16 protein-coding genes are annotated in these 15073 nt (G+C 37.4%); 15 read left to right on the top strand and 1 reads right to left on the bottom strand.

Features of this window, described 5'->3' with window-relative positions; translation table 11 throughout:
* Positions 1-277: 277 nt before the first annotated feature.
* On the top strand, positions 278-1576 hold the full coding sequence (locus QFX10_RS02285; protein ID WP_280606624.1) for a serine hydrolase: 1299 nt from the start codon (positions 278-280) through the stop codon (positions 1574-1576).
* Between the two features lie 31 nt (positions 1577-1607).
* On the opposite strand, the gene QFX10_RS02280 is transcribed toward QFX10_RS02285, so the two are convergent.
* Entirely contained in the window at positions 1608-1871 is a 264-nt protein-coding gene (locus QFX10_RS02280; protein WP_280606623.1) for a Mor transcription activator family protein, read from the bottom strand.
* 116 nt (positions 1872-1987) lie between these two features.
* Between QFX10_RS02280 and QFX10_RS02275 the strand changes: the two genes are divergently transcribed.
* From QFX10_RS02275 to QFX10_RS02210, 14 genes are all read left to right on the top strand, one after another.
* Positions 1988-2935 (top strand): helix-turn-helix transcriptional regulator, encoded by a 948-nt coding sequence (locus tag QFX10_RS02275; protein ID WP_280606622.1) that lies wholly within the window; start codon positions 1988-1990, stop codon positions 2933-2935.
* Between the two features lie 174 nt (positions 2936-3109).
* Complete coding sequence (locus tag QFX10_RS02270) at positions 3110-4003, top strand: zinc ribbon domain-containing protein (protein WP_280606621.1); 894 nt, start codon at positions 3110-3112, stop codon at positions 4001-4003.
* Between the two features lie 14 nt (positions 4004-4017).
* Positions 4018-4539, top strand: a complete 522-nt coding sequence (locus tag QFX10_RS02265; RefSeq protein WP_280606620.1) for a zinc-ribbon domain-containing protein — start codon at positions 4018-4020, stop codon at positions 4537-4539.
* A gap of 11 nt (positions 4540-4550) precedes the next feature.
* Complete coding sequence (locus QFX10_RS02260) at positions 4551-5063, top strand: zinc ribbon domain-containing protein (protein ID WP_280606619.1); 513 nt, start codon at positions 4551-4553, stop codon at positions 5061-5063.
* A gap of 5 nt (positions 5064-5068) precedes the next feature.
* The gene (locus QFX10_RS02255; RefSeq protein WP_280606618.1) at positions 5069-5836 is read left to right on the top strand and encodes a zinc ribbon domain-containing protein; all 768 of its coding nucleotides are present in this window, start codon (positions 5069-5071) and stop codon (positions 5834-5836) included.
* A gap of 11 nt (positions 5837-5847) precedes the next feature.
* Positions 5848-6633 carry a zinc ribbon domain-containing protein gene (locus QFX10_RS02250; RefSeq protein WP_280606617.1) on the top strand — a complete coding sequence of 262 codons (786 nt, stop codon included), beginning with the start codon at positions 5848-5850 and terminating at the stop codon, positions 6631-6633.
* A gap of 16 nt (positions 6634-6649) precedes the next feature.
* A complete protein-coding gene (locus tag QFX10_RS02245) occupies positions 6650-6991 on the top strand; it encodes a TM2 domain-containing protein (protein ID WP_280606616.1) in 342 nt (113 codons plus the stop codon).
* A 157-nt stretch (positions 6992-7148) separates the two neighbouring features.
* The gene (locus tag QFX10_RS02240) at positions 7149-7439 is read left to right on the top strand and encodes a Mor transcription activator family protein (RefSeq protein ID WP_280606615.1); all 291 of its coding nucleotides are present in this window, start codon (positions 7149-7151) and stop codon (positions 7437-7439) included.
* A 187-nt stretch (positions 7440-7626) separates the two neighbouring features.
* Positions 7627-8154 (top strand): hypothetical protein, encoded by a 528-nt coding sequence (locus tag QFX10_RS02235; protein ID WP_280606614.1) that lies wholly within the window; start codon positions 7627-7629, stop codon positions 8152-8154.
* Between the two features lie 93 nt (positions 8155-8247).
* The gene (locus QFX10_RS02230; protein WP_280606613.1) at positions 8248-8658 is read left to right on the top strand and encodes a YcjF family protein; all 411 of its coding nucleotides are present in this window, start codon (positions 8248-8250) and stop codon (positions 8656-8658) included.
* A gap of 418 nt (positions 8659-9076) precedes the next feature.
* Complete coding sequence (locus QFX10_RS02225) at positions 9077-11302, top strand: YeeR family protein (protein ID WP_280606612.1); 2226 nt, start codon at positions 9077-9079, stop codon at positions 11300-11302.
* 362 nt (positions 11303-11664) lie between these two features.
* On the top strand, positions 11665-13980 hold the full coding sequence (locus QFX10_RS02220) for a dynamin family protein (RefSeq protein WP_280606611.1): 2316 nt from the start codon (positions 11665-11667) through the stop codon (positions 13978-13980).
* 10 nt (positions 13981-13990) lie between these two features.
* Positions 13991-14530, top strand: a complete 540-nt coding sequence (locus QFX10_RS02215) for a hypothetical protein (RefSeq protein ID WP_280606610.1) — start codon at positions 13991-13993, stop codon at positions 14528-14530.
* 12 nt (positions 14531-14542) lie between these two features.
* Complete coding sequence (locus QFX10_RS02210) at positions 14543-15073, top strand: hypothetical protein (RefSeq protein ID WP_280606609.1); 531 nt, start codon at positions 14543-14545, stop codon at positions 15071-15073.

Raw genomic sequence — 15073 nt, 5'->3', positions numbered from 1 at the left:
GCAGACTGAGTCAGATCGCATCAGCCTAAAACCCTAAATTCTGCCCAAGTGTAACCGACTCTGTTTGTTTCCAGAGTTGTTGAACTTGTTTTGTGCAGAATTTAGAATTTCAAGGGCGACGCCTCCGTTCATGTTAAGATACGTTGATGATAACAGGAGAAAAATTTTTTGTCAATGCAAAATCATAAGAAAATTGCAAGCTGAAATTACATATAAAAAGCCAGTCGTTTTTGGTAAAATAGGCAAATGATCTAATAAAAGAAGGGAAGTAATCTGTGTGAAATGTCCAAATTGTCAGGCCGATAATCCGGCCGGCTCCAAGTTTTGCCAAACTTGTGGCCAACCGTTAGAAGAACCAAAAGCAAAAACGCCAGCAAAAATTTGTCCAAATTGTGGCGCTAAAAATAAAGCCACCAACGCTTTTTGTGAAAATTGCGGGCAAGCGCTTGATAAAAAGGAAGCGCCAACGCCTAAAGTTGAAAAAAGCGCACCAATACCACCACAACAACCACCGCTTTCACGCACACAACAACGTGCAAATGGTGTGCCAATGCCACCGGCACCAAAGCGTTCTAACCCAGCTGGGATCATTTTCTTGATCATTTTTCTTATTTTTATTTTAGGTGGTGGTGGCTACTTAGCCTATGCGAAATTTATGCAAGCACCAAAACAAGAAACTACAGCAACTAAAAAGACGAGTCAAACAAGCTCGACAAGTAAAGTGAGCTCGGCCAGTTCTTCAAGTTCTGAAGCTAGCAGCAGTTCAAAAAAAGAGCCTGTCAGCAAGTTTGATGAAGCAAAAGTCCAACAGATCGTAGCCAATGCTATGGATAGTGTGTCTGGGGATAAGACAGTCTACATCGCACCTGTTTCGGAAGACAAAGACTATCTTTTAAATAATCAAACGCAAAGTGCTGCGTCAGTCATCAAGCTCTTTATTTTAGGGGCAGCTTACGCCCAAGAAAAGATCGGCACGATCGATCTGAATGATACGTACACTTTATCAGATGCTGATAAAGTCGGAGGAACAGGTGTGATCCAAAACATGCCAGCGGGTAAGACGTTTACTTACCGCGAATTATTAGCTTATATGATCGATGAAAGTGATAATACGGCAGCTAACATTATGATCGATGCGTTAGGGGGACTCGATAAAGTCAACGCACAGATCCAAAAGATGGGTGCGACCGATACAAAGCTCCAACGAAAATTGATGGATACCGATTCGCTCAAAGCTGGTAAAGATAATATCACTTCTGCTAGTGATGTCGGCGTTTTCTTGAAGAAAGTCTACAATAAGCAATTTATCAGTAAAAAGGACAGCCAAGAGATCTTAGATATTTTAGCGAAAAACCAAGATCACGATAAATTAGTCAAAGATCTCCCAAGTCAAGCGATCGTCTACAATAAGACGGGGATCATGCAAAACTACGGGATCTTGAATGATGCGGCGATCATTTCTAACGGTAAAGATGCATTTGTTGCAGTTGTCATGACGCAAAACGGTGAAAATGGGGCTGAACAAGCAGCGATGAATAAACTCGGGCTTGAACTTTATAACGAACTTTTACAGTAAAAAAATAAGCTGGGACTTTGAAAGTTCCAGCTTATTTTGCTTGGCGTGCTTTACGCAGAGCTTCTAAGACCCAGCGCAAAGAATACCCGTATTTGCGTGCTAGTTCACTTGCATTTTTGCCATCGTATTCGCTTGCGATCTTTTGAGCGACTTTTTTAGGGTCATATAAGCGCATCGGGAAAGTATATGAGAGCCCTCGGTAAGTATCGTAGAGCTTGTAGGCATTTTCTAGCCCGATCAAGTCGGCCAGTTCTTGGTAAAATTCATTCAATAATTCAGGTTCGATCTGTTTCATAATATGTTCCTCACTTTTTCACGCAAAATGCGCGCTTTTTTGCATTTGACATTTTATATTATCTAGTTTTAGATAGACGTATATTGTCATTTAAAAAATGAAAGGGAGAAATTTTTATGTCTGGAAGTGCAACGCGTCAACTGACGATCTATCAAACTTTGCTGACAGGGGCCCCGGTGACGAAAAAAGATTTAGTTGAAAGATTTGACGTCGATGAAAGATCGATCCAGCGTGATATTTCAAATATCCGTAATTTTATCGCAGAAGAAAACTTAGAGCTAGAACTTGAGTACCGTCGAAGCACCAAGGCCTATCAGTTAGTCGGTAAGACGCAAACTTTTGGCAAGGCGCACGTTTTAGCCCTCGTCAAGATCTTGTTAGCGAGTCGAGCGTTCAATAAGGACGAGACTGAGCAGTTGATCGAACTCTTGCTTGCGCGCTTAGAGCCTGGAGAACAGCGGGAATTGAATTGGATCATCAAAAATGAACAGAGTAATTATTTGCCTTTGACAAGTGCGACGGAATTATTGAAACCTTTGTGGGACTTTTCGTTGTATATCGTCCGCAGCCAAGCTGTCGATATCACCTATACCAAACAGCGGGGCGAAAAAGTCACGCGGACGATCGTACCCAAAGCCATCATCTTTTCAGATTATTATTTTTACGTCGTTTCGTATAATCCTAAGTATGATAATGACCTATTTTACCGCCTTGACCGGATCAAAGAGTGGTATCCTTCAGACGAAAAAATCAAAATTGAGCATAAAGATCGCTATGAAGACGGTAAGTTACGCAAAAAGATCCAATATATGACACCGGGAGATCAAAAGAAGATCCGCTTTGAATTTACGGGGATCTTAGAAGCCGCTTTAGATCGCTTTCCAATGTCAAAAGTCATTGAAAATGATGGCAAGAAAGCTTTGCTTGAAGTCGAAACGATCGACCAAGGGGCTAAGATGTGGCTTTTGAGCCAAGGACAACGCGTCAAGATCGTTTCGCCAGCTGATTTCAAAAACGAGATGCAAGCTGAGATAAAAGCGATGCTCGATAATTATGTAGAATGATAAAAGAGACCTACTTCATTTGGAGTGGGTCTTTTTCAATGAAATTTGCCAGTAAAACTGCAGGTAAAATTACGTGTAACAGTGCGATATAAACTGCATACATGCTTTTCTATAATAAGTTTATGCGGTAAATGATACCGCTACATATATTACATTATTAAGGAGAGTTTAGTTATGGAAAATAAATTTTGTGTGAGCTGTGGTCAACAGCTCGAAGCAGGGGCAAAATTTTGCCCACATTGTGGTGCTAGTCAACCGGTAGAACAAAATCAACAACCACAAGCAGGGGCAACGCAACAACAGGCACCACAAATGCAACAACAAGCAACACAAGCTCAACCGGCACAACCACAAACGCCTCCAGTGCAACCGCAAGCCCAACAACAAACACCACCAGTACAACCAGATCCACAACAAGGTTACCAACAAAATGGGTATCAACAAGCAGGACAACAAGGGCAATTCCAAAAACATGTCAATGACTTTAAAAAGTATCGGAATACCGTTCCGGGTCAAGGTGGGACTCAACCTAAATTGGGGTTCTTGGATAGCGTTAAATATATGGCGGCTAATACTTTTGATTTTAAAACACCAGAAACTCGTAAAGCAGTTTTTTGGTGGGGTGTATTAGGAGGCGGGATCGTTACAACGATCTTAGAAATATTAAAACAGATCATGGCATTAGTTGCAGTAAGTAGTTTAAGCGAGTTTCTTGCAATTTTAACTTATATCATAGTGATCATTGCTTGGGTATTTGACCTATTATATGGGATTAGTTTCTTGTCAGGTATGGTCAGAAGAATCCGTTATATTACGAATAATCCATGGCTAGTATTAGTGCCGTTTTATAATTTATATTTGATGCTTTTGGACTATCCACAATACAATCCGCAAATGTATCAACAAAATCAAATGCAACAACCTGGACAATACCAACAATATCAACAACAAAATATGAATCAAATGCCTAATATGAATCAAGCACCAAACCAAATGCCACAACAACCAGTGCAAAATCAACAACCGGTCCAACCAAATAATAACGACCAAAATACTCCTCAAAATTAAAGGAGGAACCCATGATGCAAATTTGCCCAAATTGTGGAAATCAAAATCCATCTAATGTCGCTTTTTGTAGTCAATGTGGTTTTAATTTACATCCTTATCAAATGCCACCTAAAAAACAGGGCTTACCAGTTCCAGCGATCATTGGGATCTGTGTCGCCGTCGTATTTTTGTTATTTGGTGGTCTATATCTTATCGGGTCAAACAATGATCCTGAGTATAAGTCAGTTGATAAACTCGAATTGGCTGATATTGAAGGAACATGGGACTTAGTTGCTGAAAGTAAGAGTAACTCGATGACTGAACAGATCAAGATCAGTGAAGACAAGATTTCGTTTGCTTCTGGGGATAGCTTTGTACCACGATACAGTTCAGTTACAGATGGCGATACATTGATCATATCTGACAGTGATAATATCTTTAATGCAAATATCGTAGAGTTACGACTTGAAAAACGAAAGATCGATAATAAAGATCGTGTCGTTTTAGCAGTTTATGTTGATGAAGATACAGGTTGGGGTTACTACATTAGAAAATAGAGGTGATAGAGATGATCTGTCCAACATGTGGCTATCAAAATCTACCGAAAGATAAGTTTTGTAAGCAATGTGGGATGCGCTTGCCGCAAGTTAAAAGTTCGAAGTTGCCTTTAGTTATTATTCTTAGTTTTTTGATATTTACAGCACTTGGAACAGGTGTAGCGTATCATTTTGGTGTGATCAACAATGATCCAAAATATGTGAAATATGACAAGCTTCAATTAACGGATATTACAGGAAAATGGAAGATCGATGACGGTGTGGGACTAAATAAGTTTCCTAAATACATCACGATCACGCCAAGCGAAGTCAAGTATGAGGATGATGGCGAGAATTATTCTTTTAAGGTCGATAAAAGGATCATTCTCGAGCCTGGAAAGTTAGTAATGTTTTCAAACAAAGATGAATCTGAACATATCGTTGTAGCTTTAAATAAAGATAAGCTCGATAACATCGATCGAGTCACACTATATGTAGCCGGTCAAGACGATAATTGGGGTAGCTATATTAGAGAAAGGAAGTGAGTTGGATGCAATGTCCAAAATGTGGAAAAAATAATTTACCGAATGCCAAATTTTGCGAAAATTGTGGACAAGATCTGACAGCAGTACAACAGAACTTGATCCAACCGCTTCCGCCTAAGAAAAGCAATGCAGGTAAATATATCTTAGGTGTTTTTATCGGATTGCTTTTAAGTTTAGTAGCTGTAGGAGCGGTCATCGTCGGGCATAATTATTTAGCGAAACGACCAGTCAAAAGCGAGCATAAGCTTAAGACTTCAACGTATACAAAAGAAGATCAAAAAAAGGTCCAGGCGGAAAGTAGCTCGAGTGAAGAAACAGGTTCTTCAGAAAGCGAAGAAGATTCGAGTACAGAGACCGAGAGCGAGTCGACTACAGAAGAGTCGGATTCTAAAGTACCATCTCCACTTTTAGCTGCGGGGCAAACAACAGCTTGGACGACCAATCCTGCTGGATCGGGAGATGAACAGATCATTGTGATCCAAGGAACTGATACAGTCATGATGTCGCATAATACGCAAACACCTTCAGGAACAACGATGCATAATGACGGGACATTTACGATCCGTTCTGCTAATAGTGATGGAACGAGTTTTACGATCATGAATAATACAGCTGAGGTCGGAAAAGTTGAGGTTTCTGGTGAGACTTTGACTTTACACCAACAAGGTCAAACGATCGTCTATCACTTTAAGCAATATTACACTTCTGATTCTTCTGCTAGCGAGACTAGTGCCGAAGGATCGAGCTCAGATAATTTCTATGAAGCAGATTAGAGGGTAAACAAATGCAATGTCCAAATTGTGGAAAAAATAATTTACCAAACGCTAAGTTTTGCGAAAACTGTGGATATTCTTTTTTAAAACGACCTAAGAAAAATACCGGTAAGGTGATCGGATTTATCCTTTTAGGGATATTGATGTTAGGTGGTGCAGGGTTTCTAGGTTATAAGACCTTTGGCCACAAAGAAGAACCAGTTAAGCAACTTGCAAGCACTAAAAAAGATTCAGCGAGCCAGAAAAAGAAAAGCTCTTCTTCAAGTAAGCAGAGTGAAGCTTCTAGCTCAAGTCGTGAAAAAGCTTCAGCTAAAGCCGTAGTAACACTAAGTTCTGAAACTACGACAGAAAGCAGTAGTACCTTGCCTGATCCAGTATTTATCAACGGGCAAATGTCTGTTTGGAAGGATGTAAATAACCCTGATCGACTTTTGATCGTTAATGGGGTAACAAGTGTCCAAACTGCGAATATAATACGAGATAGCGCTACAACACCAACTCATATAGAAAATACGTACAACGTTGAAGAAAGTTCTGGTAATAGATTATTTATCAGCTCAGATCAAGGTGGATCTAGTAGCGAAATAAAAGTTGAGGGTGATCAAGTCGTTTGGAATAATAATGGAACGGTCACTCGCTATAATCTCAAAACGATCCAAGGAACAACTAGTTCAGCCGCTACACAGACTGACACTTCGACCGATAGCAGTGAAGATACTGATGATCAGAACCAAGATGATCAAAGTAACGCTGAACAAGATTTTTATGATACTGATGATACAACAGAAGATGAATAGGAAGTGAATGTTTTAGATGTATAATAGTCAATATTTAATGGGACAATTGACCAATGAAGAACGGCTTTTAGTCAACTCCGAAGTTGAAAAACGCCGAAAATCAGCCGCAACGGCCTACATCTTATGGGTATTTTTTGGCTTTGTCGGCGGACACCGTTTTTACTTTGGAAAAACAGGTAGTGGGATCGCGATGGCTTTGATCACGATCTTAACTTTGGGGATCGGCATGATCGTCACTGGGATCTGGGCGTTAGTTGATGTCTTTTTGATCTCAGGTTGGCTCAGAGAAGATGTTGAACAGATCGAATATGAAGTGGCGCAATCGATCTTAGCACAACGTCAAGCAACTCAATATTAAGCAAAAGTACCTGATATTTTTATCAGGTGCTTTTTTATGCAAAGAGTAACTATTTTTGCGTGTAAAACTACATGTATAAATGCATTGAAGAGCGCTATATCAACTGTAAGCTACGTTTTATATAATTTTAATATATTAACGTTAGGGAGTTTTTAAGATGAAACGAGAAGAGATCGATATTGAAGCACTACATTCATTTTATAAAGAGCTACAAAATCTGATCGGCTTGGAATCAATGTTAAAAGTCCATGAACATTATAAAGGATCGCAACTAGTGATCCCAAGCCATCTTTATGATCGAAAGCTGGCGGCTAATAAGATCACAGAGCTATATGATGGTCACAATTCGCGCGAATTAGCGCGTAGATATGGCTATTCACAAAAGTGGGTCTCGGATAATTTACGTAAGGCACGGGGAAAACAAAAAGTAGCAGACTTAAATAAATAGGCAATGCATTTTAAGAGGAATTTTTTCTGATCGTCATTGCCATTTTTATAGAAAATGCCCAACTTTAAGACTGGATTTGATAGGTATTCTTTAAAAATAGATAGGTATAATTTTATGAAAATGCCAGTCGAAATGTCAGCAAAAAAGGGTATAAACTTAAAATAAGATTAATTTTGTGGGGAGTAGCATGATTTCGGATTATAAGAAAACATACCAAGAGATGGCAGCTTTGATCGGGGAGCAACGGACAAGTAAGCTGTTTGAAATGGTCAAAAGCACTAAATATGATTTTTCGATGCGATTATATTCAAAAAAATATTGCGAGTATTACATTTTAAAAAATAAGGAGCACACAGAGCCCCGGATCCTTGCGTTAGAGTTAGGATACAGCTTGCGCTTTGTTCAAGATGTGATCAAGGAAAAACGAGGCTTACCGACAAACTATGATGAAGGAAATATTACGATGAATAAATACAATGGAATTTATCAGTTATTTTACGATATGTTCGGTGAGCGGGTAGTCAACCTGGTCTACGATAACTTGCGCGGAAGCACGATCTATTTTCCCTCGAAATTGCATTCAAAAGAGTATGCTCAAAAAAAGATCGCGGAAAATATGGATCGTTTGAACGTCCGTGAGTTAGCTAAGTTGACTGGTTACAGTGAGCGAAGCGTTCGAAGAATGATCAACGAGATAACAGACGAAGATAAGTAGACCTTTGGTGAAAAAAGCCAAAGGTTTTTCTTTTTATGACAATATGTGTCTACCTTGAGTTAGATAATAAGAAGCGAAAGGTAGGTGATAGTGATGGAAGAAGAAGCTAGGGGTGCTGTTCACACTGCCTCTGTTGCAGCAGGGGCTGTGGCACTCTCGCCGATCCCATTTTCAGATGCGCTTGCACTAGTACCGATCCAAACGACGATGATCATTTCGATCTATAACAGTTATGGTGAGCGGATCTCTAAGGGCGTCGTTGAAGGGATCGTTAAGGCGACAACAGCTACAACTTTGGGAAAAAGTTTAGCTGGGAGTTTAGTGAAGCTTATTCCTGGCATAGGAACGATTGCCGGAGCAGCACTAAATGGTGGTGTTGCCGTAGCAGTGACTGAACTTATTGGAAATACGCTGATCGATAGATTTGAAGATGGTGATTCTGTTGATGAAGCTGAGTTAATGGATGTCATCAACTATGCGCTCAAAAATGGTCTAGAGGACTAATTTGAAATACTGAAAGGTAGGAAATAGTAATAGAAGAAAAAAGTACGTTTTGGAAAATCTTTGAATTGTTTTTTGATATCGAATATGACGACAATAACGGTGGTCATAGAGAAAAAGTTAAGGAAGATAGAGCGAAAGAATATAAATTTGGTAAAACAAAGACGACAAAGCGAAAGTCTAAATTGGCTAGCTTTTATCGGAATTAACTAAGAATAGAACTCACAGTAAAGTATTCTGTTTCAAATTAGGCAGGATACTTTTATTTTATGTAAAAATATTAATATTTACACGTATAGTATCTAGTAAAGATATTAGAAAGTTTAATCGATTTTTCTTTATAAAAACTTAACATTTATATTGATACTCCTAAATATGCTCGCTAAAATAAGAGAATAGCTATTATTTGGAGGTATATATCTTGGGTTTATTATTGATCTTAGCTGGATTGGGATATTATCTAGCTTCTAAAAAATTAGGTTTGGGGACTGGAGCTTCATGTGTAGTAGCTGTCTTCTTTGCTATTATGCCTTACCTACTGCTTAATCATTTTAAAGGTTTTGTTTTATCGGCGATCGTGGTCATTGCGATCCTGGTCGTTCTTGGCTACTACAGTGAAAATAGCACGAAAAAGGAGTGGGAGAAAAAGAAGTATCCTTTTATCAGTCCGTATAAATTAGCTGAAGACTTGGAAAAAGCAGCAAACACACCTTTGGAAGGTGAAGAAAAGCCGATGACTTATGAAGCTTTGGCTGACGATCTTCCTTATAATCGTGTGCAAGCTTTTGCCAGTGGTTCTAAATTGAATTCAGATGGGCAGGATGCAATTTTTCCTATTTTTTATAATGCTCATCCAGCTGATAATGAAATGGCATTTCGCGAATATGGTTATTTAGTTCTAACGACTGGGATCATTTATAAGAAACAGATCAAAGCTTCGGATAAAGCTAAAGAAAAATATTTAGTCAAAGAAGTTGAGATCCCGTTTGCTAATATTTTTGATGTCAGTCGAACAAATACGACAGTTAATATTAGTTACTATAATGCCGAAGATAAATCTATTACAAGTGATGATGAAAAGACTGTAATTTTCCTATATAAAATTATTCGAGCGGCTATTGATAATGGCTGGACTAAAAACTGTACGACTATTTTACATAATTTAGCACAGGCACAATTTGCAGATATTGATGAACTTAAACAAGAGATCGATACAAACTATGAGGTTGCAAAACGCCAACAACAAGAAGTGCAAAAATTAGCTTCGACTGAAGATGTGGAGCAAGTTTTTGAAAAAGAACAAGCTAAAAATATTGATGCTGTAAATCGTAAACTTGTCGATAATATGACTAACGTTAACGTGGCAAACGATATGTTGAATACTAACATATTTAGAAAACATCAAGCTAACGATCGCTTCTCTGGTGCGATGGGTCATGGGCATGCAGGTGAATTGATGGGTGACACGATGGATAAGCTAAAGTTCAAGAAAACATCGATGGATGGTAATTCGCATGCTAAGTATGGAGCAGATCGGGTCGTTAATGGAGTCAATATCCAAACGAAATACTATGCCACAGCTAGTAAAAGTGTAGGGGCATGTTTTGAAAATGGAACAGCTAAGTACGTAAATCCAGATGGTTCAATGATGAAGATCGAAGTTCCGCGTGATCAATATAATAAAGCAGTTAAATCAATGGCACGAAGAATTGAAAATGGTGAGGTGCCAAATGAGACGAATCCCCAAAATGCTGCTAGATATGTTAAGCGTGGGGCCTTGTCCTATGAACACTCCCAAATCGCAACGAAATCGATCTTTGACCGTGGAAGTACGATCGTTGTGGATGGAAAAGTAAAATCAGTTTCATTTGGGCAAAAATTAGTTTATTCGGTCGGAGGAGACTTTCTAACGGGTGTTGCTAATACGATGCCAACTGTTATGGTCAGTCAAGTTTGGTACTATGTTAATGCACGTTGGCATGGACAAGAAGCGGAAGAAGCTTTGAAGGGAGCAGTTTTAGGAGCGGTAAAACCTGTTTTAGTCGGAGCATCGATCTATACTGTTTCTTCCCAGTTTGGTGGTTCTAATTTAGCCAAGTCTATTTTTAAAGGAGCTACCTCCGAGGGAATTGCTAAGGGGACTGCAATCGGGGTGACAGCTGCGATCTCGATCGGACCAGATGTCATTGACTGTTTACGCGGAAGGATCTCGATGCAACAATTAGTAAAAAATACTGCAGTAACAGCTGCTGGAGCTGCAACAGGGGCTGTGATCGGATCAGCAGTGCCTGGGATCGGGACGATCATTGGTGGTATGGTAGGAACGATGGCGGCAAAAGCGATCGCTGATAAATTTAGTGAAGATGATAGTATTAGAATGATCCGGATCGCTAAAGAAGAATTTATCGATCTCGTTATCTTTTGTCCGCTAAAGCAAGATGAATTCGATGAGATCGTAAATGAAGTCTTTGTCGATAAACACACAACTAACCTTTACAAAGAAATGTTTGCTTCTGGTAATGCCCGTAAACATATTCGCGATCGTTACCGTAAGATGATCACAGATAAATTGAAAAAACGTGATATCAATGAAGATGAGATCATTGAAACAGTACAAGTTGCTTCAGGGATGTTTCAATCAGTATAAAATATAGAGATAGGCTGAGAAAATCACTAGTTAAAAGCTAGAAGAGATTCTCAGCCTATTTAGTTTATTTTAAATAGGTATTTATAGATATAGATAACTATTCCTAGAGTTTACTGCTATTAAAAATATTTTTAGTCATTATATGGACATTTTTTATTTATATTTCAAGATAAATGTTGTTTTATAGGTGGTTATATATAGTGTGTATAAAGTCAAATTTTTCTTACGATTAAGTAGAAATGCCGTATTTACTATAGCAAAATTAAATTAATATTAGTCTAAAAAGTACATATTCTATAGTGACAGTATATGTCTATCTTAAGGCGGATAATATAAGAAAATAAGGTAGAGGATGAAAAAGCATGACAAAAGAAGTTTATATTAAATATAATCCATATCGGTTACAAACAGAGATCAAAATTGATGATAAACCAGTCAAGGATACGAGTAAGTTAAATGTTTCCGAAATGCGCTTACAAGAATGGATCGATAAATTACCCGAGTATTTATACGACGAATGCAACACGGCTGACATTGAAATTAAATTTTATGGAACAAAATTAGATTATGAAGATTTGGAAGAAGTAGTTAAGGATTTTAATAAAGATAATGCAACAAATATAACTACAAAACATTTACCAGTTAAGGAAAGTATCGAGGATAAGGAAGAAGCAATTAAAAAGATTTTTGAAAAAATTCAAAATGGTCCAGTTGACGAACTGAAAACTCCAGAGATTATTAATGCATTCAACCAAGCACAAAGTGACGATTTTGAAGTTAATGTTGTCGCTACTATGAGTTCAGGTAAATCTACTTTGATCAATGCAATGTTAGGTGAAAAATTAATGCCAGCATATAACCAAGCATGTACAGCAACGATCACTCGAATCAAAGATAACGATAAAAAAGGCTATAAAGCAACAGCGTGTGACAAAGATAACAATGTCTTAGAAAGATTAGATAGATTAGATTATAACATCATGTCAAGACTAAATGCGGATAATAATGTTCAGGAAATTCATATAGATGGCGACATTCCATTTGTAAGCTCAAAAGATACTAACTTGATTTTAGTTGATACTCCAGGACCTAATAATTCTAGAAATAGTGATCATCAAACAACAACTTTTAAATCCTTAGAGGATTCCCCTAAGACGTTAGTGCTATATGTTATAAATTCTACTCAACTGGGAATCAATGATGATAGTCTCTTATTGAATAAGGTAGCTGAGAAAATGAAGGATGCGGGTAAGCGTGCACACGATAGATTTATTTTTGTAGTAAATAAGATGGATGTATATAAGCCTTCTGAAGAAAGTATCCCAGATGCTTTACAAGCAACAAAAGAATACCTAGAAGATAAAGGAATTAAAAATCCTAATATTTATCCAGCTTCTGCAGCTACTGCATTAGGAATCAGAACAGTATTATCAATTCCAGGAATCGATAATATTGATGATGAGGATTTAGATGATGCAACGTATGATGCGCTAAATGAGGTAAATGGATTAGTAAGAAAATTAAATAGAAATAAACCCTTGCATTTTGAAAAATATGCGCCATTGCCAAAAACTAGAAAAGAAAAAATCCAAGATGAATTAAGCCAAGCTGAAAAAAATGATGATAAAAAGAAGCAGGCTTTGATTCATTCAGGAATTCCATCAATTGAAGAAGCAATTAGTCTTTATATTGAAAAATATGCAAAAACAACAAAAGTAAAAACTTTAGGTGAAAAACTAAAAAACTTAGTTGTTAGTGAACGTTCTTTAGCAGAGTTGAAAAAACAAATGGCGGAAAATGAATATGAGGGACAAAAAATAGCAGAGAAAATTAAAGTCGTTGAAGAAAAAATCTCAGATGGAAAAGAGGCTAAGAAATATAAAGCTGAAATTGATCTACTTAATGCTGATAAAGAACTTGAGACTGGGAAGAATAAAATTACGAAGGATGCTCAAGCTTTGATCAGAGAAGTGATATCTAGGGTGAAAAATAAACATTTAACTCCGTCTGAAGCTCGATACGAAGCTAAAAAAATCAATGTGCAGTTAAAACAGATTCAAAGTAAAGTCCGCGCTGAATTAGAAGTACTGAGAGATAAAATTGTTACACAAAAAGCAGAAGAACTATTAGCAGGATATGTTAAACGGCTTGCAAGTTTGAGTGCGGATGTCTCAACAGCTGGTCCTAAATTAGATTTGAAAGAACTGATGTTGGGGGAAATCTCTATAGATACGAATAATCTAGTTGATAGTTCTAAAGCTACAGAAGAAGTTGTTGTTGATACTGTGTATGTGAAAAACTACAATAAGCGTTGGTTTAAACCATGGACATGGCTCGAAGAATCAGGGCATTATGAAGATGTTACTGAAGAACAAGAGTATGTCGATGCTACGAAGATGAGTCAATTGTTCTTAAATGAAAGTCAAAAATCTTTATTTGAAAATGGGGATATAGCTGTCAAATTAACTAAAGAACAAGTTGAGGAAGTGAAGACAAGATTCAAAGAAAAATTCGTCGAGTTAGATAATGTCTTGAAAGATAAGATGAATGAGATAAAGAAATATCAAGCCGACGATAAGAAAAATAAAGATAATTTTGATAATTTAAAAGAGCTTGTGGCTAAACAAGAGTGGCTTGAAGATATCCAAAAAGAAATGGACGCGATTTTAGATATCTAGGAGAAAAAATATGCCAGAAAACTTTACAAAAGAGTTTAAGCAAAGCGTTGAATCAAACGATGTATTAGCTGTCAAAATAATGTTAAAAGATATGTTGATAATAGATTTAACATTCAAAGAATTTGATGAGATGGCTAAATATGCAGAAACAAGGTTGACGACTCCTTTATGGGAAGAATTTAAACCTACTTTGAGTGACTATAGTGAAGATGATTCGCTTGAAGACGAGTTAGATATGGAAATGGTATTATTGATCGAAAATTTTAGTCGAGAACGAGTAGAAAAAATCAAAGATATACTTGGAAAAATATATCCATATCCTAAAAAACGAGGAGTAAAAAGGACTCAGGGTCTGGCAAGAATCGAGATATTGAAAGATGAACTTGATCAGAGTCTTAAGAATTTAGAAAAGAAAATTTCTAGAAGTAAACGAGATACTTCAAAATATAAGTATAGCGAGGTTATCAAGGAAAGTAAAAAACTTATCGAGATCGCAGAAGAATGTCAAAGTGAGTGGGTTGAAGTACTGAAACGCAGAAAGCAGAAATAGGAGGTAAGGAAAATGGCATTAACAAAAGAATTTAAAGATGCTGTCCAAAAGGGAGATAAGCTGGGAACAAAGATCATGATCAAAGATATTATGATCATTGATCCTTCATTAAAAGATTACGATGAAATGATTCGTTATGCAGAAGAAAATATGAGTGATCTATATGATATTCACGATGGTGAAGTATTGAAAAATGATCCTTTAGATTGGACTGAAGACTATTTAGATGAGCAAATGGTCGTATTGATCGGAAACTTTTCTAAAAAACGATTAGCGCTTTTGAAAAAAATCGTTCAAAAATTATATTATAAACCACAGCCAAAGCAAGTTGTGAAAAGCTCATATTCAAGCGGTTCTTCGAGAAAATATGCAAGTGATCCTGCTGAGTGGTCAACTAAGAAGAAAGTTGGAGTAGCCCTAGCAGTGACAGGCGGAGTAATCGCAGTTGCTGGTATTGGGACAGCTAATCTCTTGACCACTGCTGGTGGATTAGGCATAGGAGCGATCGGAGCCGGAGTAATTATTTCTGACAAGGAGAGATAA

Source organism: Ligilactobacillus faecis (assembly GCF_029889745.1).
GTDB classification, from domain to species: domain Bacteria; phylum Bacillota; class Bacilli; order Lactobacillales; family Lactobacillaceae; genus Ligilactobacillus; species Ligilactobacillus faecis.
The sequence above is the reverse complement of the archived record's forward strand: the minus strand, read 5'-3'. Positions and strand labels throughout refer to the sequence as shown.